At 66.8% G+C, this 19,467-nt stretch carries 21 protein-coding genes; 16 read left to right on the top strand and 5 right to left on the bottom strand.

Annotated features, from left to right (window positions below; all coding sequences use genetic code 11):
- Positions 1-161: 161 nt before the first annotated feature.
- The 7 genes from AUL28_RS04435 to AUL28_RS04405 all read left to right on the top strand — a co-directional run bounded on the left by AUL28_RS04435 (position 162) and on the right by AUL28_RS04405 (position 7,924).
- Entirely contained in the window at positions 162-773 is a 612-nt protein-coding gene (locus tag AUL28_RS04435) for a DNA-3-methyladenine glycosylase (protein WP_062230811.1), read from the top strand.
- 113 nt (positions 774-886) lie between these two features.
- Positions 887-1,849, top strand: coding sequence for a DMT family transporter (locus tag AUL28_RS04430; protein ID WP_062230810.1), 963 nt, complete (start codon positions 887-889; stop codon positions 1,847-1,849).
- Positions 1,850-1,945: 96 nt separating this feature from the next.
- On the top strand, positions 1,946-2,797 hold the full coding sequence (locus AUL28_RS04425) for a DUF2793 domain-containing protein (RefSeq protein ID WP_062230809.1): 852 nt from the start codon (positions 1,946-1,948) through the stop codon (positions 2,795-2,797).
- A 99-nt stretch (positions 2,798-2,896) separates the two neighbouring features.
- Positions 2,897-4,057: an anhydro-N-acetylmuramic acid kinase gene (locus AUL28_RS04420; protein ID WP_058634393.1), complete on the top strand. Its 1,161-nt coding sequence runs from the start codon at positions 2,897-2,899 to the stop codon at positions 4,055-4,057.
- 137 nt (positions 4,058-4,194) lie between these two features.
- Entirely contained in the window at positions 4,195-4,698 is a 504-nt protein-coding gene (locus tag AUL28_RS04415; protein WP_082640248.1) for a 2Fe-2S iron-sulfur cluster-binding protein, read from the top strand.
- Positions 4,695-5,678, top strand: a complete 984-nt coding sequence (locus AUL28_RS04410; RefSeq protein ID WP_062230808.1) for an FAD binding domain-containing protein — start codon at positions 4,695-4,697, stop codon at positions 5,676-5,678. Before AUL28_RS04415 ends, AUL28_RS04410 begins: the two co-directional genes overlap by 4 nt.
- A complete protein-coding gene (locus tag AUL28_RS04405; RefSeq protein WP_062230807.1) occupies positions 5,678-7,924 on the top strand; it encodes a xanthine dehydrogenase family protein molybdopterin-binding subunit in 2,247 nt (748 codons plus the stop codon). Before AUL28_RS04410 ends, AUL28_RS04405 begins: the two co-directional genes overlap by 1 nt.
- A gap of 54 nt (positions 7,925-7,978) precedes the next feature.
- Here the strand turns inward: AUL28_RS04405 and AUL28_RS04400 are convergent, their stop codons facing one another.
- Positions 7,979-8,947: a sugar kinase gene (locus AUL28_RS04400; RefSeq protein ID WP_062230806.1), complete on the bottom strand. Its 969-nt coding sequence runs from the start codon at positions 8,945-8,947 to the stop codon at positions 7,979-7,981.
- Complete coding sequence (locus AUL28_RS04395; RefSeq protein ID WP_062230805.1) at positions 8,947-9,873, bottom strand: ribokinase; 927 nt, start codon at positions 9,871-9,873, stop codon at positions 8,947-8,949. The genes AUL28_RS04400 and AUL28_RS04395 overlap by 1 nt, the downstream gene beginning before the upstream one ends.
- A gap of 211 nt (positions 9,874-10,084) precedes the next feature.
- Here AUL28_RS04395 and AUL28_RS04390 point away from each other — a divergent pair, with 211 nt between their 5' ends.
- From AUL28_RS04390 to AUL28_RS04365, 6 genes are all read left to right on the top strand, one after another.
- Positions 10,085-11,152, top strand: a complete 1,068-nt coding sequence (locus AUL28_RS04390; RefSeq protein ID WP_062230804.1) for an NAD(P)-dependent alcohol dehydrogenase — start codon at positions 10,085-10,087, stop codon at positions 11,150-11,152.
- Between the two features lie 85 nt (positions 11,153-11,237).
- Positions 11,238-11,921: a dihydrofolate reductase family protein gene (locus AUL28_RS04385; protein WP_082640247.1), complete on the top strand. Its 684-nt coding sequence runs from the start codon at positions 11,238-11,240 to the stop codon at positions 11,919-11,921.
- 77 nt (positions 11,922-11,998) lie between these two features.
- Positions 11,999-12,385, top strand: a complete 387-nt coding sequence (locus AUL28_RS04380) for a winged helix-turn-helix domain-containing protein (protein WP_062230803.1) — start codon at positions 11,999-12,001, stop codon at positions 12,383-12,385.
- A 137-nt stretch (positions 12,386-12,522) separates the two neighbouring features.
- Entirely contained in the window at positions 12,523-12,960 is a 438-nt protein-coding gene (locus tag AUL28_RS22525) for a hypothetical protein (protein ID WP_156419888.1), read from the top strand.
- Between the two features lie 66 nt (positions 12,961-13,026).
- Positions 13,027-13,431, top strand: coding sequence for a helix-turn-helix domain-containing protein (locus tag AUL28_RS04370; RefSeq protein WP_062217064.1), 405 nt, complete (start codon positions 13,027-13,029; stop codon positions 13,429-13,431).
- On the top strand, positions 13,431-13,901 hold the full coding sequence (locus tag AUL28_RS04365) for a DUF6456 domain-containing protein (RefSeq protein ID WP_062230801.1): 471 nt from the start codon (positions 13,431-13,433) through the stop codon (positions 13,899-13,901). Before AUL28_RS04370 ends, AUL28_RS04365 begins: the two co-directional genes overlap by 1 nt.
- 6 nt (positions 13,902-13,907) lie before the next feature.
- Here the strand turns inward: AUL28_RS04365 and AUL28_RS04360 are convergent, their stop codons facing one another.
- Both AUL28_RS04360 and AUL28_RS04355 read right to left on the bottom strand, forming a co-directional pair.
- Positions 13,908-14,333: a SufE family protein gene (locus tag AUL28_RS04360; RefSeq protein ID WP_058600735.1), complete on the bottom strand. Its 426-nt coding sequence runs from the start codon at positions 14,331-14,333 to the stop codon at positions 13,908-13,910.
- 63 nt (positions 14,334-14,396) lie between these two features.
- Positions 14,397-15,149, bottom strand: coding sequence for a DUF5330 domain-containing protein (locus AUL28_RS04355; protein ID WP_062230800.1), 753 nt, complete (start codon positions 15,147-15,149; stop codon positions 14,397-14,399).
- Between the two features lie 356 nt (positions 15,150-15,505).
- Between AUL28_RS04355 and AUL28_RS04350 the strand changes: the two genes are divergently transcribed.
- The 3 genes from AUL28_RS04350 to AUL28_RS04340 are packed head-to-tail and all read left to right on the top strand — an operon-like array spanning position 15,506 to position 18,378.
- Entirely contained in the window at positions 15,506-17,233 is a 1,728-nt protein-coding gene (locus tag AUL28_RS04350) for a sensor histidine kinase (RefSeq protein WP_062230799.1), read from the top strand.
- Between the two features lie 46 nt (positions 17,234-17,279).
- Positions 17,280-18,029, top strand: coding sequence for a peptidoglycan-binding domain-containing protein (locus AUL28_RS04345; RefSeq protein WP_062230798.1), 750 nt, complete (start codon positions 17,280-17,282; stop codon positions 18,027-18,029).
- A gap of 10 nt (positions 18,030-18,039) precedes the next feature.
- Positions 18,040-18,378 (top strand): DUF1491 family protein, encoded by a 339-nt coding sequence (locus AUL28_RS04340; RefSeq protein WP_062230797.1) that lies wholly within the window; start codon positions 18,040-18,042, stop codon positions 18,376-18,378.
- A 323-nt stretch (positions 18,379-18,701) separates the two neighbouring features.
- On the opposite strand, the gene AUL28_RS04335 is transcribed toward AUL28_RS04340, so the two are convergent.
- The gene (locus AUL28_RS04335) at positions 18,702-19,439 is read right to left on the bottom strand and encodes a hypothetical protein (protein WP_062230796.1); all 738 of its coding nucleotides are present in this window, start codon (positions 19,437-19,439) and stop codon (positions 18,702-18,704) included.
- Between the last annotated feature and the right edge of the window lie 28 nt (positions 19,440-19,467).

The following is a 19,467-nucleotide window of genomic DNA, read 5'->3' as shown; positions in this document are numbered from 1 at the left end:
GCCCGTGGCCGTTGGGCCGTTCGAGCATGGGCGGCATATACGGATCGATGGCGCTTCCTGTCAAGACGCTTCCTTCGCTTCTCGATCGGAGAAGATCGGGTTGAAAGCTCTGCAAGGGAGGCCGACTTGCAGGCAATGCCCATCGAACGATCCGAGCCCGCATGTCCGACGCCGCTGATGCTCCTCTTTTCCCGGCCGAATGGCTGGCCCTCGATGCGGTGACGCTGGCCGCGCGGCTGATCGGAGCGGCGCTGTTCTGGCGGGGCGTCGGCGGGCGCATCGTGGAAACGGAGGCTTACCGGGCGGACGATCCGGCCTCGCATAGTTTTCGCGGCGAGACCGAGCGCAACCGCGCCATGTTCGGCCCGGTTGGGCGCGCCTATGTCTACCGTTCCTATGGCATTCATTGGTGCCTCAATATCGTCTGCGATGCCGGGACACGCGGCAGCGCCGTTCTGATTCGGGCGCTGGAGCCTTTGGCGGGACTGGAGGTGATGGCCGAGCGGAGGGGGACGCACGCGCCAAAGCTCCTGTGCTCGGGGCCAGGGCGGTTGACGCAGGCGCTCGGGATCGATCGGGGTCAGGATGGCCTCGACTTGTCCATACCACCCTTTCGCCTGACGGCGCCGGTCGGCCCGCTCCGGCTGGTGACGGGGCCGCGAATCGGCATCACCAAGGGCGTGGAACAGCCTTGGCGGTTCGGGCTGGTTGGCTCGCCCTATCTCAGCCGCGCCTTCCGCGAGGCCCGCGCCGAGCCGCCCGAACACGGCTAACGAAGCAGCGTCCGATCGAGGTCGCGATTCCACTTGGAACCGTGCCGCCGGGGGTATAGGCGCAACCTGCGCTTCACGCCCGAAGCACGTGCCCGCCTGGATGTCCGTCCGTCATGAGTTCGCAGCCCGCTTCCTCTCCCGCCTCGTCCAACGCGCTTCTGGGCGTCGGTTTCATGCTCTTGGGCGTATTCCTGTTCGCGGTGAACGACGCGATGGGCAAATGGCTGGTCAGCACCTATACGGTCGGCCAGGTTCTGCTCCTGCGCAGCATCGCGGCGCTGATCGTGGTCGCCCCCTTCGTCCAGCGTGAGGGCTGGGGCCGCGTAATCCGGCCAACGCGGCCGAGGCTCCAGATCGCGCGCGCTCTGGGCTCGACGCTGGAGGTCGGCTTCTTCTACTGGGCGCTGAGCTATCTTCCGCTCGCCAATGTCATGACCTTCTATCTGGCCGGGCCGATCTACGTGACGGCGCTGTCGGCCCTGATTCTGAAGGAGCGCGTCGGCTGGGTGCGCTGGAGCGCGGTGCTTTGCGGTTTCGTGGGCGTGCTCGTCGCGCTCGGGCCGGACCTCGTGAATGCCGGCTGGCCGGCGCTGATCGCGGTCGGCGGGAGCTTCTGCTACGCGCTTTTGATGATCTCGACGCGCATTCTCGCCAAGAGCGGGGAGGTGACGCTGATCGCCTGGCAGACAAGTGCCGCGCTGATCGCCGGCATGGTGCTGGCGCCGATCGGCTGGGTGCATCCGAGCACCTTCGACCTCGGCTTTCTCTGCCTGCTCGGCATCGTGTCCATGGTGGCGCATGTCTGCGTCAACCGCTCGCTCCTGATCGCGCCGGCCTCCGTCGTCGTGCCCTATCAGTACACGCTGATCGTCTGGGCGATTCTGTTCGGCGTGGTGTTGTTTGGGGAAACGCCGAGGGTCAGCCTGCTTCTCGGCGCGGCGATCATCACGGCGTCGGGCGTGTTCATTTTCCTGCGCGAGCAGAAATTGGCCGTCTCGACCACGGCTTCGGGGGCCGCTGCGGTGTCCGGTGCGCCGGATGCGGTGCAGATCGTGGACGAGGTAGAGCCACGCTGAGGCGAAACTCTCCGCGAACTATCCCCCATCTATCCCCGCCCTGACGGCGCGAACCTAAGCTCGGCGCGATGAAACCCGTGCCAAGGACGCGCCGCCATGTCTGCCTCGCCCCGCCTCGACCTTCCCTTCGTTCTGCCGCAGCAGGCGCAAAAGCACGTCACCGTGAACGACGCGATGCGCCGGCTCGATGTGCTCGTGCAGACCGCCGTCGTCTCGGCGACGCTGGCGCAGGAGCCGGCCAGCGCCAAGGAGGGCGAGCTTTACATTCTGCCGTCCTCGGCCAAGGGCGCGCGCTGGGCGGCGATGAAAGCGGGCTCGCTCGCCCTGTTCGAGGATGGCGGCTTCGTGGAGGTGAGCCCGGTCGGGGGGCAGGTGGCCTATGTTGGGGATACCGGTGCGTTTCTTCTGTTCGATGGAGCCGGCTGGACCGACCGCCCGTTCCGCCCACGGCAGGCGGATCGGCTGGGCATCAACGCGGATGCGACCGGCACGAACCGCCTCACCGTCGCCGCCGATAGCGAACTTCTGACGCATGATGCCCGAACGCCCGGCAGCGGCGACGCGCGAAAGATCATCAACAAGGCCGCCAACGGCCGCACGGCCTCGGTCCTGTTCCAGACCAACTGGTCGGGCCGCGCCGAGATCGGCCTGACGGGCTCCGACGACCTGACGATTCGCGTCTCGGCCGATGGGGCGAGCTTTCGCGATGCTGTGCGCGTTGCGGCCGGCTCGGGCCGTGTCGCTATCGGGCGAAGCGAAGCGCCGGTCTGCGCACTCGACCTCGGCGGAGCCTTGCGCGTCGGCAGCTACGCCAAGGCGTCCCTGCCGGCGGCCTCCGCTGGCGCGGGGCAGATTATCCATGTTTCGGACGAGGCGGGCGGCGCGGTGCTGGCCTTCAGCGACGGAACGTCCTGGCGGCGGGTGACGGATCGCGCGATCGTTAGCTAGACGTGACTTGGCTCTCACCGCGAAAAGCGTCAGGTCAGCTTGGCGCGAAGCCTGCCTGCCATCACATGCAGCATTTTCGTGAGTGATTCGAGGGCAGCCATGGCGATCTGGGCGATCGGTCTGATGACCGGAACGGTGTTGGACGGGAATGTCGACATCGCCATGCTGCGCACCGATGGCGAGCGGATCGAGGAATTCGGCCCGACCCTGCTCGCCCCCTATCGCCGCGACATCCGTCCTCTTCTCAAGGAAACCTTGGCCGAGGCCGCCGAATGGGGCTTTGAAGGGCCGGAGCCGGAGATCTTTGCAGAGGCCGAGCGCGCGCTGACGATCGCCCAGGCCGATGCCATCGCCGCCATGATGGAGGATGAGGGCATCTCGGCCGAGGATGTCGGCGTGATCGGCTTTCATGGCCAGACGGTCCTGCACCGGGCGCGCACGCCCGAGCGGCTGGGCGCGACGCGCCAGCTTGGAGACGGCCAGCTGATGGCCGGTCGGCTCGGCATTCCCGTGGTCTATGATTTCCGCTCGGCCGATGTCGCGGCGGGCGGGCAGGGGGCTCCGCTCGCGCCGCTCTATCACCGCGCGCTTTTGCGGCGGATCGGCGCGGGCGAGGAGACGGCCTTTCTCAATCTCGGCGGCGTCGCCAATGTGACCTGGGTCGCGGCCGATGGTTCGATGCAGGCTTTCGATACAGGCCCGGCCAATGCTCCGCTCAACGACTGGATGGGCCGGCGCCTGGGCGCCGAGATGGACCGCGACGGCGTGGCGGCGGCCAAGGGCCATGTGGACGAGGCGAGACTCGCCTCGATTCTCGCCAACCCCTATTGTGTGAGGCCCTATCCGAAATCGCTCGACCGCAACGACTTTTCCGCCGCCATGGCGGAGGGCCTATCCACCGAGGACGGCGCGGCGCTCTTGACCGCCGTGACGGCCGGCATGGTGGGCCGCGCGCTCGATCTGCTGCCGCATCGGCCAACACGCCTCGTCGTCGCCGGTGGTGGGCGGCGCAATCCGGTTCTGATGCGCGAGATCGCCGAGCGCGCGCATGTCGAGGTCGAGAATGCCGACGCGCTGGGCCTGCGCGGCGACACGGTGGAGGCCGAATGCTTCGCCTATCTCGCTGTGCGCTCGCTGCGCGGACTGCCGATCAGCTTCCCGACCACGACAGGCGCGCCCGAGCCGATGACCGGCGGGCGTCTCGCCCTGCCGCCGGGCCGCACGCAGCCCGCCCCGAGCGAGCTGACGGACGGCTTCTAAGCGTCTGTGTTCGGTCGCGCCTAAGCGTTTGAAGACAAAAGGTCACCCCCGACGACCCGCGTCGCGGATTTCCATGCACCCAAGCCGCCCTAGCTGCGTTGTCCAATCTGGAAACGTTACAAGGAGCGGCATCGGTCATGCGACTGAACGTCAATGGAGCCGACCACGAGTTGGACCTCGACCCCCGGACCTCGCTGCTCGACGCTCTGCGCGAGCATCTGGCGCTGACGGGAACGAAGAAGGGCTGCGACCACGGCCAGTGCGGCGCCTGCACGATTCTCGTCAACGGCCGGCGGATCAATTCCTGCCTGACCCTCGCCATCATGCACGAGGGCGATGCGATCACGACGATCGAAGGTCTGGGTGAGCCCGGCCATCTGCACCCGATGCAGGAAAGCTTCCTCCATCACGACGGCTATCAGTGCGGCTATTGCACGCCGGGCCAGATCGTCTCGGCCGTCGGCATGTTGAAGGAGGCCGGCGAGAACTGGCCGAGCCACGTGACCGAGACGCTGGACGGCGAGGTGGATCTCACCGACGCCGAGATTTCCGAGCGCATGAGCGGCAATATCTGCCGCTGTTCGGCCTATCCCAACATCGTGGACGCGATCCGCACCGCCAAGGGGAGGGACGCGGCGTGAAACAGTTCGAATATCAGCGCGCGAGCGATCCGCGCGAGGCCGCCCATATCGCCGCCGAGGCCAGTGTCCGGTTCATCGCGGGCGGGACCAATCTTCTCGACCTGATGAAGCTCCAGATCGAGACGCCGGACAAGCTGGTGGATATCAACCGCCTCGCGCTCAAATCGATCGAAGAGGCGGATGGGGGCCTGCGCATCGGCGCGCTGGTCACCAACAGCGAGCTGGCGGCCGACGAACGCGTCCGGCGCGATTATGCAGTTCTCTCCCGCGCTCTTCTGGCGGGCGCATCGGGCCAGCTTCGCAACAAGGCGACGACAGGCGGCAATCTTCTCCAGCGCACGCGCTGCGGCTATTTCTACGAGACGACGGCGCGCTGCAACAAGCGCCAGCCAGGCTCGGGCTGCGACGGGCGCGAAGGCTTCAACCGCATCCTCGCCATTCTCGGCACCTCGGAAGCCTGTATCGCGACCCACCCCTCCGATATGGCGGTCGCCATGCGGGCGCTGGATGCCGTGATCGAGACGCAGAAAAGCGACGGCTCGACGCGCGACATTCCGATCGCGGAGCTTCATCGCCTGCCCGGCGGCACCCCGCAGATCGAGACGATTCTGGAGCCCGGCGAACTCATCACCGCTGTGCGCCTGCCCAAGCCCGTGGACGGCGTGCATCTTTATCGCAAGGTGCGTGACCGCGCGTCCTATGCCTTCGCGCTCGTTTCTATCGCCGCGATCGTGCGGATGGAAGACGGGCGTATCGCCGAGGCAAAGCTCGCTTTCGGCGGGCTCGGCACCGTGCCCTGGCGCGACGCGGCGGTGGAGGACGCCTTGAAGGGCGAGACGCCCAGCGATCAGCTCTTTGCCAAGGCCGCCGACATCCTTCTGAAGGACGCCAAGGGCTTCGGCGACAACGACTTCAAGATCGAGCTGACGCGCCGCACCCTGCCGGCCGTTCTGCATGACGCAACGCGTGGAGAGAGCTGATGGATACGTTCAATCTCAAGATGAACGAGCCGGTCGGTGAGACCCGTCTCGACGCGGGCGTTCAGAATGTCATCGGCAAGGGCATCGACAGGTTCGAGGGACCGCTGAAGGTCACCGGCCGGGCGCGCTACGCCTACGAGAACATGACCGGGCCTGAGGTCGCCTATGGTTTCGTCGTGACGGCGGGCACCGGCGCGGGGCGCATCAAGCGCGTGGACACGATGGCCGCGCTCGCCAAGGCGGGCGTGCTCGACGTGATCTACGAGGACGATGGCCCACGCGCCTCGGCCGATCCGAACGACAACATGCCGGCCGCGATCAAGGGCGAGGTCGTGCATTACGGCCAGCCGATCTGCCTCGTCGTCGCGACAAGCTTCGAGATCGCGCGTGATGCCGCCCGTCTGGTCGAGGTCGAGTTCGAGCCGGTCGAGGGCGTTTACGACCTCGAGGCCGAGAAGGAGAACGCCTACGAGCCGCCCAAGGGCTCGGGCGCCATGCCCTCGACGGTGAAGCGCGGCGATTTCGACAAGGCCTTTGCCGAGGCGGAGGTGCAGTTCGACGTCACCTATACGACGCCGAGCCAGAGCCATTCGGCCATGGAGCCCCATTCCGCCGTGGCGGATTGGAAGGATGGCGAGCTGACGCTCTATGGCTGCTATCAGCTGGTATCCACCAATGTGAGCCAGCTGGCCAAGGCGCTGGGTATCTCCGCGTCCAAGGTTCACATGGTGAACCGCTATATCGGCGGCGGTTTCGGCGGCAAGCTCGGCATCGGGCCGGAAAGCGTCTTCGCCTCCATGGCGTCGCGCAAGCTGGGGCGGCCGGTCAAGGTGATGCTGACCCGCCAGCAGGTCTATCAGGCGACCTCGCGCCGCTCCGACACGATCCAGCGTGTGCGACTCGGCACCGACAAGGCCGGGCGCATCCAGGCGATCGCCCATGACACGATCACCAGCAATTCGCGCGGCGACGAGTTCTTCGAGCCCGCCGGCATCTCCACGGTCTTCCTCTATGCCGGCGAGAATCGGCAGGTGACGCATCGCAAGGTGAACCTGAACCTGCTGCTCTCTTCCTCCATGCGCGCGCCGGGCGAGGCGGTCGGCATGTTGGCGCTCGAAAACGCCATGGACGAGATGGCCGAGCAGCTGGGGCTCGATCCAATCGAGTTCCGCAAGCGCAACGAGCCAGAGGTCGATCCGCAGGACGGGCTGCCCTTCTCCTCGCGCATGTTGGTGGACTGCATGGACGAGGGCGCACGCCGCTTCGGCTGGGCGAACCGCTCGACCAAGCCCGGCGCGCGGCGCGAGGGTGAATGGCTGATCGGCATGGGCATGGCCGCGGCCTCGCGCAAGAACATGCTCCAGCAAGCGTCCGCTCGCGTCACGCTGCTCGGCAGCGGCCATGCCAGCGTCGAGACGGATATGACCGATATCGGCACCGGCACCTACACGATCCTGCAGCAGATCGCGGCCGAGATGCTGGGTCTGCCGCATGAGAATGTCGAGGTAAGCCTCGGCGATTCGCGCCTGCCGCAGGCACCAGGCTCCGGCGGCTCCTGGGGCGCGAACTCCTCGGGCTCGGCCGTCTACACGGCCTGCGAGGGCATCGTCGAGGCGCTGGCCAAGAAGCTCGGCGTCAAGGCCGAGGACATGACGCTGAAGGACGGAACGGTGATCTCGGGCAATCGCCAGACGCCGCTGTCGCAGGTCCTGTCCGATGGCCCGATCGTGATGACCGGCAATTTCAAGCCGGGCAAGACGTCTCAGAACACCCATCAGGCGAGCTATGGCGCGCATTTCTGCGAGGTCGGCGTCAATGCCGTCACCGGCGAAGTGCGCGTGCGTCGGCTCCTGACGGTCGGTTCGGCGGGCCGCATTCTCAACGAGAAGACGGCGACGTCCCAGTGCTATGGCGGGCAGATCTTCGGCATCGGCACGGCGCTGACCGAAGAGCTGGTGGTGGACGTGCGCAACGGCCTTCTCGTGAACCACGATCTGGCCGAATATCACGTGCCGGTGAATGCGGACGTTCCGCAGCTCGAAGTGGTTCTGATGCCGGAGCGCGACCATGCGGCAAGCCCGCTGGCCGGCAAGGGAATCGGGGAACTCGCCATCTGCGGCGTCGGCGCGGCGGTGACCAACGCGATCTACAACGCTTGCGGCGTGCGCGTGCGCGACTATCCGATGACGCTGGACAAGATCCTCGCCGGCCTGCCGACGAACGGACATCGCATCGCGGCCGAGTGATCGGCCCGGCACAAAGAGAAAAGGCGCCGGAGCGATCCGGCGCCTTTGGTTTGTTCAGTTTTGGCGCGGGCCCTCGGCCCACCATGTCGCCTCGCGCGGAACGATCGCGCCATATTCGCCGATCACGGCGCTCGCCATGCGATGGCCCGCGCGCGCGGCCTCTTCCAGGTTCGCGCCGCTGACAAGAGCGGCGAGCGCCGCGCCGTTGAAACTGTCGCCGGCCGAGGTCGTGTCCACGATGCGCGGCGCCTTCACGCCCGCGACTTCGCGCAGGCCCGTGGCGTCACCCAGAAGGGCCGGTTCGCCGCCCGATTTCACGATGGCGCTGGTCGCGCCGAGCGCGAGGAGGCGGCGCACAGCGCTGGTCGCATCCGGATCGCAATAGAGAACCTGCTCGTCGTCGAGACCCGGCAGGCTGAGGCTGGCATGGGCATGGGCGCGGGCGATGGTCTCTGCCGCTTCCTCCCTCGAAGCCCAAAGGCGAGGGCGATAATTGCCGTCGAAGGCGACGATGCGGCCCGCCACCTTCATGCGGCCGGCGAGTGCCAGAAGCCGCTCGCGTCCTTCGGGGGAGAGAATGGCGAGGGAGATGCCGGAATAGACGAGCCCGTCGAACGTTTCGAGCTCCGCTTCCAGTGCCTCGTCGCGGGCCTCGGCAAAAAGGCGGCGCGCGGCCGAGGCCGAGCGCCAATAGGAAAAGGACCGCTCGCCCTTGTCGTCGCGCGAGATGGCGTAGAGCCCGGTCGTCTCGCCCTTGGCGATCTCGACATGCTCCGTCTCGACGCCTTCGTCCTGGATGAAGGCAGGGATTTCGAGGCCGAAGGCGTCGTCGCCGACGCGGGTCACGTAATGGACATCGGCCGCGTCGGTCTCGCCGAGCGCGCGGCGGCAATAGACGGCGGCGTTCAGCGTGTCGCCGCCGACCGTGCGGCGCATGACGCCGACCTCGTCGCCGGGCCGGTGATAGAGTTCGACCATGCATTCGCCGAGAAAGGCGATACGCGGCTTGGAGGCTCCCGCCATCAGGCCTGCCCCCCAGCCAGGAACGCGTCGATCGCCTCCGCCTTCGGCATGGCGCTGCGCGCGCCGAACGAGAGACAGGCGAGCGAAGCGGCCGCGACGGCGCGCTGCGTGGCATCGGATAGGGAGAGGCCGGCGTCGAGACCGGCGGCCAGAACGCCGCAGAGCGTGTCGCCCGCGCCGGTCGTGTCCACCGGCTCGATGCGAGGCGCGCGGAAACGTTCGCTCACGCCTTGGCCCGTCGCGATCAGCGCGCCGTCGCCGCCGAGCGTGGCGAGAACGGTGATGCCCGCCTCCACGGCCAGAGCGTTGGCGAGACTGTCGGCATCCGCGCCGGAAACGGACAGGATCGCCGCCGATTCGGCCAGTTCATGCTCGTTGACGATCAGAATGTCGCTCGCGGCAAAGAGCGCGCGCAGCGAAGCCGAATCGACGCCGACAGGCACGGGCGCGAGATTGAGGACCACGCGCACCCCATGGTCGCGCGCCTCGCGCGCCGCCCGCAAAGTCTCCTCAAAGGGCAGCTCCATCTGGAGCACGAGGGCCGAGGGGGCCTTGGCCCAGACCGAGGCAAGGCTCGCCGCGTCGGCCAGGCGGTTGGCGCCGCTCGCCACGGTGATGGCGTTCTCGCCATCGGCCGCGACCGTGATGAAGGCGCAACCCGTCGCCTCCTCGACGCGGGCGAGCGCGGACACGTTGATCCCTTCGCGCTCCAGGATCGCGGCCTCTTCCTCGCCGAAGGAATCGCGCCCGACCGCGCCGGCAAACAGCGTCTGCGCGCCGGCACGCGCGGCGGCCGTCGCCTGATTGGCGCCCTTGCCGCCGGGCATCCGCTCGTAGCGCGGCGCGAGCACGGTTTCGCCGGGCTTGGGAATCGCCTCGACCCGGCAGACCAAATCGACGTTCAACGAGCCGAAAACCACGATCATAGGCGAATGCCTCCCAAGCCTGATGGTTGATCGCTAGCCAACAATGGCGAACGCCACAAGCGGCATGAATGCAGGAATAGCCGTGGAGAACAGACGCGCGGGGCCGGGGTCGTCAGCCAAGCTTTCGTTTTGCACTGGCCGCGCAGCGATCGCAGCATATATTTCGCGCGCGACCGGTTGAGACAGCCGATGCGCCAGAAGGGATTGCACCATGACACCCAGCTACGGTTTTGCCTGCACGGAAGCCGGCGCCCCGATGAAGCCTTGGAGCTTCGAGCGGCGCGACCTGCGCGAGGATGATGTCCGCATCGAGATCACCCATTGCGGCGTCTGCCATTCCGACATCCATCAGGCCCATAACGACTGGGGCGTCGCGACCTTCCCGCTGGTGCCGGGCCACGAAATCGTCGGCCGCGTGGTCGAGGTCGGATCGGCTGTCAGCACTTACAAGGTCGGCGATAAAGTCGGCGTCGGCTGCATGGTCGATTCCTGCCAGGAATGCCCGTCCTGCGCCGAGGGGCTGGAACAATATTGCGAGAACGGCATGACGCCGACCTATGCCGGCGAGGATCGTCGCGACGGGCAGCCGACCTATGGCGGCTATAGCGATCAGATCATCGTCCGCGACAAGTTCGTTCTGCGGATGCCCGAGAATCTCGATCTCGCCGCCGCAGCCCCGCTGCTCTGCGCGGGCATCACGACCTATTCGCCGCTGAAGCATGTCGGCCTTGCTAAGGGCCAGAAGCTGGCCGTGGTGGGGCTCGGCGGCCTCGGCCATATGGCGATCAAGTTCGGCGTCGCCATGGGCGCGGAGGTGACGCTCTTCACCCGTTCGGCCTCCAAGGAAGCCGAAGCGCGCGAACTCGGCTGCACCCATGTCGTGCTCTCGACCAACGACGAAGAGATGAAGGCGCTCGCCGGTACGTTCGACTTCATCCTCGACACGGTGCCCGTGCCGCACGACCTGAACCCTTATATCGCGACGCTGAAGCGCGACGGCACCCATATCATCGTCGGCGTGATCGGCCCGCTCGACCCGCCGGTGAGCGGCGTGAACCTCATCTTCGGCCGCAAGACGGTGCTGGGCTCCTTGATCGGCGGCATCGCCGAGACGCAGGAGATGCTCGATTTCTGTGCCGAGCATGGGATTTCCTGCGACATCGAGACGATCAAGATCGCCGAGATCAACGAAGCCTTCGACCGCACGGTGAAGGGCGACGTTCATTATCGATTCGTGATCGACATGGCCTCGCTGGCCGAGACGAAGCAGGCGGCCTGATCGGCCGTCGGCCTTTCGAGTTCGGGAACGCCGGCCTTCGGGCCGGCGTTTTCGTTTTCACTTGTGTTCTGGAAAGCGATCCTCTGTGAAGCCTCATATTCTCTGCCTCATGATGACCTCCATCGACGGCCGCGTCCTCACGCAGGACTGGGCGATCGACGCTCCGTCCGACATCTTCGAATCGGCTCATGAAGAACTCCAGGGCGATGCCTGGCTGGTCGGGCGCGTGACGATGGAAGAGGATTTCGACGCGGGCGGCGAATGGGAGCGGGGGCTCGCCACCCAGCCGATCGAGCGCACGAACTGGTATGCTCAGCCGAAGGCGGGCAAGTTCGCCATTGCCGTCGATCGCACCGGCAAGCTGAATTGGAAGCGCGACCATATCGACGGCGAGCATTTCGTCGCGATTCTCGCGGAGGGGGTGTCCGACGATTATCTCGCCTTCCTGCGCAAGCGCGGCGTGTCCTATATCTTCGGCGGCAAGGACGAGATCGACTTTGCCAAGGTGATGGACATTCTGGCGCGCGATCTCGGCATCCAGCGCCTGCTTCTGGAAGGCGGGGGCGGGGTCAACGGATCGGTCCTGAATGCCGGGCTGGTGGACGAGATCGTGCAGTTCGTCCTGCCGCTGACGGACGGGCGGCCGGACGCGCCGAGCCTCTTCGATATCAGGCCGGACTGGCGCGGCTCGCGCAAGCTGGAGCTTCTCTCCTGCGAGGCGGGCCAGGACGGAATCGTGAAACTGCATTACCGGGTCCACAACGACTGAGCCCGGCGGCGGGTCTGGGCAGGGGCGGCGACACTCGTTAGCTTGGCGACCCGCAGACCCACCGCGAGCAGCCCCGCATGGACGAGACTACGCCAAAACCCACCGCCTCCCATGTCACGCGCCTGCGATTCGTCTTCGGCGAGAAGCGGATCGTCGGGCCGGGGCGGATCGATCTTCTGGAAGGCATCGGGGACACCGGCTCGATCGCCGCGGCCGGGCGGCGCATGTGCATGAGCTACAAGCGCGCCTGGACGCTGGTGGAGGAACTGAACACCACGTTCGACGCGCCGCTGGTCGAGATGCATCGCGGCGGCGCGGGGCATGGCGGCGCGGCCTTGACCGCGCTGGGGCTGGAGGTGATCCGGCGTTACCGCGCCATGCAGGCGGCCAGCGACAGGGCCATCGCCGGCGATCTCGAAGAGCTGCTGACGCGGCTCGCGCCGGACGCTGTCTCACCGGGGTGAGCCGGTCGCCGCCGCGCATGGGCACGGAAACGGCTGTTCAACTCGCGGCCCGAAAGCGGCTTGTCGGGCGTTGGCTGGGCCAAGGCCGGGGCGGCGCAGCCCGCGACGAGTGCGTTCAAGGCTCGGCGTATGGCCATATGGCGATTGAGATCATAGCCGGGCGCTTGGCGGCGGGCTGCTCGCAAAAGACGTGCGTTCTCCTCTTCCAGACGGGCCGCGAGTTTGGCGCGCACATCCGTGCCGATCTCGTTCAAATGGTTTTCCTTCAGCGACACGAGCCCGACGCGGCGCGCAAAGGCGAGCGCGGCCGCTTCGCCGGTTTCGGGGCGAGCGAGATCGCGGGCCGCAAAGACGCGCGCCGCCTGACGAAGCTCGGCTTCGAAACGCGCGATGGCGGAAGAGTTGGATTTGGGCAGCATGGGACTGTCTCCGGGGTCGGGATGTCCCACGAAGGTGAGGCCATCGGCCGATCGGGGGATAAGTTCGCCGGCTTTTCGCTCTGCGCTTGTGGAAAAGCGGGTCTCAAACCCTTGGCGGATCTGGGTTTGATGCTAGAACAAAAAGAGAACATATAAGAAAATAATCCTACATGCGCTGGGCATGGCTTAGCCTTCGGCCTTGTGATTCCAAAGAGGACATTCATGCCTCCCCAAAGCCATCGGCCGAATCCGGGTCCGCGACCGCTGCCTCGCTTCCTGCCCATTCCCCCCCAGCAGCAGCGGCTGCAATGCCAGGTGTCGGCCGAGATCGTCTCGGCCTTCTTCGGTATTGCCGCGCCCGACATCCTATCTCCGCGCCGGGCGCGCGCCGACATCGCCCATGCTCGGCACACGGCGATCTACCTCGCCCATGTCGCCTTTCAGCTGCCGCTGGTCTTCGTCGCCAAAGGGTTCGGGCGGGATCGAACGAGCGTCGCCTATGCCTTGCAGCGGATCGAGGACGAACGTGACGATCCCGATTTCGATCGGCTGTTGACGCGCATGGAGCAATTGTCGCGCGCCTGCCGCCAGCTGACGCTGCCAGGCGAACATGGGGAGGGGTTCTGATGGGCGCGCGCAAGATCGACGACGAATCGCCTTTGGCGCGGCTGGCCACCCGCAAGGGGGCCGATGGGCAAGCCTGGCTTTCGGGGCCTGAGGCGGAGGCCGGCGAGCGCTTGCGCCGCGACTGGACGCGCGGCGCGATGATGCCCTCGGTCACCCAGCGCTGGGACAGTATGCCCGGCGGCGGCAGCCGGAATGGCGAGGCCGATCTGTCCGACGCGGCGCTGGATTGCCGGTGGCGGGTTCAGGTCGCGCTGCAGGCCGTCGGCCCGGAACTATCGGGCGTGCTGATCGATATCTGCTGCTTCCTGAAAGGCACGGAGCAGGTGGAGCGCGAGCGCCATTGGCCCGTGCGCTCGGCCAAGCTCCTGCTCAAGGCCGGGCTCGGCGCGCTCGCCCGGCACTATGGCCTCGTTCATCAGGCAGGGGAGGGGAGCGGCCGGCTGCGCGGCTGGAAGGCCGGCTCCAGCTGATGAATGTCAGGCCGCCGCGTCCAGCGCCAGCTTGGCGTCGCGCTGGATGCGGGCCACCATGGAGCGCAAACCATTGGAGCGCTGCGGCGTGAGGTGTTCTTTCAGGCCGAGGCTCGTGAACAGGGTTTCGGCGTCGGTGGAGAGAATCTCGGGCGCGCTGCGGCCGGAATAAAGCGCCAGCGCGATGGCGACGAGACCGCGCACGATATGGGCGTCCGACGCGCCGGCAAAGGTCAAATGCGGCGGGCTCGCGCCGTCGCTGGCGCTGGTCAGCCAGACCTGGCTGACGCAGCCAGGAACCTTGGTCGCCTCGTTCATGTCTTCGGGCGCCAGCGGCGGCAGCTCGCGGCCCAGCTCGATCACATAGCGATAGCGATCTTCCCAATCGTCCAGAAGCTCGAAATCGCTCTGGATGTCTTCGATCGTTCTCATATGGTCGATTCCCTGCCGCGTACCGCTCTTCAAGCCTCCATATAAGGAGAGGGGACTGGCTTGTCAGGCACGGGGCGCAAAGCGCGGCAACGGCGCGCGCTCAGGCGGCAGAATCGCCTGCGGCACGGGATGGAGCGGCTCGTCGGCCCCGCCCGCCATGGCCGGCATCCGAAACGGCTTGGGGCTGCCCGGAACACGGTCGGGAATCGGCGGCGCGACCTCGGCCGTCTTCGCCGCTTGGGACATCGCCGGCGTCTTGGATTCGGGCGCCTTGGCGGCTGCGGGGGCATCAGCCGGAACGGGCTTGCGATAGGGCTGCGGCAGCGGCCGCGCGGCGGTCGCGTTGGGCGCAGGCGTCTGCAGGGCGGGCCGGATCGCGATGGGCGTGGGCGCGGGGCGCTCGGGCGCGGCGAAGGACAGGGCCGCCGGCGCACCAGGCGCGACGCTGCCGGTCGTGATCGAGGCGTTGGGGCGGGCGGTGCCGGGCGGCGTATAGGCGCGCGGCGGCACGGGCGGGTCATTCGGGGCAGGCTGCGCGGGCTTTTCGCCGGCCATCTTCTCGCGGATCAGGCCATAGCCGATCACGGCCCCTTCCTGCACCCGAGCTACAACGAAGCTCGCCGCATCCCGCGCGCTGGCGCAGGCCGCCGGCGATCGGTCGCAGAAGCCGCCGAGATCCGAGAAGGCCTGCTGCACGCCATAAAGAAGAACCACCGGCGAAAGGCCGGGGTCGCTCGCGCCATCCTTGTCCCTGTGCCCCGGCAGGAACAGGGCGATCAGGCCGATCAGGAAGGCGATCTTGATCAAGAAGCGCATGGACGGACGACCCGTAAGACCCTGTTCCGGCACATGATCCGGTCGCTCCCTTTTGACTCGAATCCGTTTCAAATTGCAGGGGGTGCTGCCGGAAAACCTGGGGGTAGGGCTTGGTGAACCGGACGGGATGCGATTCTCAAGTGGCTGTAATCGCAGGGAAAAGCATTGTTAATTCACCATTAACCATGTTTCGAGAACTCGCCGGGGATCGGGCTTTGGAGCGCCGAAACGGCGATCCCGACCCCCAATTTATGGCTTCCTTAAAAGGTTAAGAGCCAAGATCGACGGATGTTGAAGTGCGGTTCGGCGGTGTCATGACGACGCCCGATGCCCCGACCGGGACGTGTGGATCGGTGATGATTCCATTGGAATACGCGCAGACGGAAGGACATTCGGGTGCCTTTCGCCGCGTGGGCAGCGCCTGGGCTTCCCGGTGTCAGATGATGATCGATGTGCCGGCGGCGACGATGCGCGCCAAGCGCCGTCTTGCCTCGATCTGTGGCGGGCTCGTGATGTCGGGCCTTGTCTGCGCCATGGCGGCCCCGCTTCTGGGCGTGGCCGGCTTCGGGATCATGCCGATCGCCTGCGCGCTCGTTTTGGGCTTCGCGGCGCTGATGGCGGCCGTCACCATTGCGGCGACGGGCGAAACCGATCTGGCGACCGCTGGGCTTTACACGCTGGTTGCGGCCATGCTCTCGCTTCTCGCGGTGGAGATCGACAGTTTCTGGCCGCTCTGCCTTCTGCTGGTCGGCCCGGTCGAGGCGCGGCTGGCGCACCAGCGTCTCCTGTTTCGCCTGATGCTGCCGGCCGTGTTTCTGGGCGCGGGTCTCGTGGGCTTCCTGTCCCTGCACGGGTTGGGCCCGACGGATCGGGGCTTTGCCGGCACGGTCGTCGCGCTGCCTCTCATCACGGCCTATGTCGCCTTCGTCCTGCACCGTCTTGCGCTTCGCGCCAAGGCGGGTGCGGAGATCGTGCGCCCTCGCGCTTGCGTGATGCTGGACGGCGAGGGGCGTGCGCTCGATGGAGCCCAGGCGGGGACCGCCTTCAGCCAGCAGCTGCACCTTCTCGATCGCGTTCTGTTCTTGAAGGCTCTGGACAGCCTGCGCCAGGGCAGCGACGCAATGAACCTCCGCCTGCGCCTTCATGGCGCCGAACCCGGCTCGTTCCGCAGCCACGCTATCAGGCTGGAGCCGGTGCGCGGCAAGCTCGGCGATCTCCTGCGCATCGAGCTGGAGGTTCTGGAAGCCGAGGCGGAGGAGACACAAGCATCCGAGCCCGCCGCGCCGACCATGGAAACGGCGTTTCTGGCCGCCATGTCGCATGAGCTGCGCACGCCGCTCAACGCCATTATCGGGTTCTCCGAGCTTCTCGAGGGCGAGACCTTCGGGCCGTTTCCCGACCCCCGTCAGAAGGATTATGTCGGCCTGATCCGTCGCTCGGGCCAGCATCTTCTGGAAATCGTCAACGGGCTGCTCGACGTCTCGAAGATCGAGGCGGGGCGCTACGAGCTTTCGATGGAGCCCTTCGTCGTCGCCGATGTCGCGGCGGCGGCTGCCGAACTGGTCGGCTGCGAGGTCGAGCGCAAGAAACTGCGGCTCGTGCTGCGCACCGCGCCCGAGGCGGAAACCGTCACGGCCGATCGCCGGGCGTGCCAGCAGATTCTGGTCAATCTTCTGGCCAATGCCGTCAAGTTCACGGACGAAGGCACGGTGTGCCTGAGCGCTCGGGTCGAGCGCGACGAGTTGGTGATGCAGGTGACGGATACGGGCATCGGCATCGCGTCTTGCGACATCGCGCGCCTGGGACGTCCCTTCGTGCAACTCTCTCAGGGGCTTAGCCGCAAATACGAGGGAACGGGCCTTGGCCTGTCGCTCGTACGCGGCTTTGCCGAACTTCACCACGGAACCATGGAGATCTCGAGCCTGGAGGGACGCGGCACCACCGTTACGGTGCGCATCCCCACCGATTGTGCCGAGCGCCCGCGCGCCGGTGAAACCCCATCCGAAAATGTCGTTGCCCTGACCCATGCCCGTCAAAAAGCCAGTCTCTCCTCGCAAGCCTTCCCGACCCGCCGCTCGGCCTGACAAGCGCCCGGGCCTTGGCGCGGCGGCCGGCCACGTCGGAGCCCGCGTGCTTCGCACCGGGGCCGGCATCGTCGCGGCCCGGCCGGTTCTGTTCGCCAGCCTCGCGCTGTTCTCGACGCTGGCCGGAATCGTGGCCGACAATGCGCTGAACCGGCAGGCGGGGCGTCACCCTCACCCCATGCTCGCAACGCGCGGAGCCCAGACGACGCGGCTGGCCGAAACACGCCTGACCGGCGCGGCGCAGGCCGCGCCCGTGCCGACCGCGCGTGCCGCCGTCGCCGCGCCCTCGAACGCCGTGGCCAATGATCCGCGCATCATGCCGTTTCCGCTGGTGCGCGAGGCGCAGGTGCTCTTGTCCCAGCAAGGCTACTACAAGGCCGATATCGACGGCCGGCCGGGTCAGGCGACGGACATGGCGATCCGCGACTTCCAGTCCGCGCGCGGGCTGAAGGTGGATGGCATGGCGACGCCGCTGCTTCTCAGCCAGCTCCGGCAGGCCGCCAACCCGCCGTCCGCGAGCGACGATCCCATCGCGCGGCTGGCTGCGGGCGGCACCGTGGATCCGGCCGCCACGGGGGGCATCGGGGCGGGGCCAGACACGGATCTGGTGCGCCAGATCCAGGCCAAGCTCGCCGAAGCGCGCGTCGCCGATCTCAAGGCGGACGGCATCATGGGCGAGCGCACGCGCGCGGCGATCCGCACCTTTCAGGCGCTGGAAAGCCTGGAGGTGACGGGCGAGCCGAGCCGCGAGGTGCTGGACCGGCTGAACGAGACCGGCGCTTCGGCGTCGCGCTGACGGCGGTCCCATGCGGCTCACCAGTGAAATCTTCGTCGCGGCGCTTCTGCGCCGCGTCTTTGCCGATGGCGGCTTCGCCGCCGTCGAGCGGCGCGGCTCGGAGGCGGCGGGCGCGATCTTCGTGGCGGTGCGCGGGCGATCGGGCGCGCTGCAACTCTTCGGCCCCGCGCCGCAGACCATGGCCGGCGAAGGCGGCGAGAGACGCTTCCTGCGCGAGGCGGCGAGCGATGACGATGCGCTGCGCCAGCGCCTGGAGCGCGAAGCCCGCTTCGATCCCGACTTCTGGATGGTGGAGATCGAGACCGAGACGCCGGAGGTTTATCTGATGCTGGTGGAAGAGGAAGGGTAGGCGTGAGCCCTCGCGAGGCATAGGAGGGCGGAGGCGCAAGAAGACCTGATCGAAACCGCTCTCATGCGCTCGGAGGTATAGGCGACATCACCTCCAACGGTTCGGCAGCTGCTTCAGAGCCTGTCCGAAAATTCCCCCGGGTCGGCTCGGCGGTGCTTTCCGCCACCCATTTCGTTGCCGATCCTCGCCGATGCCGCCGGCATCGACTGCCTTCGGCGCCTCGTGGGCGACGAGAATCCCTCGCCGATCCTCCGCCGGGGACTGGCCGCAGGGAATCTCAGGCCCGTCGCCAAACGCCGCCTATCGGCGCGTAGGATACGCGCTCAGACGGATTTCATCTTCCCTGCGATCAATTCCCCCGCCAATGTCGAGCCCATCTGGCGGATCGCTTTGTAGTCCTCGGCTGAAAACAATTCGGTGACGATGCTGCGAACTAGATCGCACTCATGTGTCACGACGTGGCGCGCCAGAATATTGGCGTAATGGCTGCGGTTCTTACCCTTTGTCCCTTTCACGCCCTTGTACACGGCCTTGCCGAGGCGATGAGCGGCCGTCACTAATGACAGGCCCACCATGCCGGCTGCCTTCTTGCCGGCTTTGACCTTCTTCTTGGCGATGATGTAGGGCAAGACCGTATTCAGAATCATGGCGTGATCCTGCACGCCCGTCTCGTGATGGGCGAGGCATCGGCAGGCGTGCTTCTTGCGGCCGATCTTGTGCGTGAGCTCGATGTCGCTCAGGCCTTCCAGATGATCCATCGTGCTGCTGAACGAAACGGCCGATGTGGCCATGCCTGCCGCCGTCATGACGCCGCCAGCCACCAGAAGACCGACACCGGCTGTTCCGCCGATCGCCAAGCCGCCGACGCCCACCAGAGCCAGATGCTTGGCGTTGCTGGTCGCGGAAAGACCTGTGGACACGACAGTCGATGCGATGGATGCGTATTTGCGCACCGTCCGGCTTGTCAGAGCGTCGTCCGTCGCTTCCTTCGGGAAGGCGCTGGGGATATTGGGCCAGTTGCCGGAGACCTCCGCGCTATCCTGCTGATCAACGCCGCCCATGCGTGACGCTCTCCTATGATGCCCGGAC

It is taken from the genome of Aureimonas sp. N4, from assembly GCF_001463925.1.
Taxonomy (GTDB): Bacteria; Pseudomonadota; Alphaproteobacteria; order Rhizobiales; family Rhizobiaceae; genus Aureimonas; species Aureimonas ureilytica_A.
Note: the sequence above shows the minus strand (reverse complement) of the source record. Positions and strands in the feature narration are given on the sequence as shown.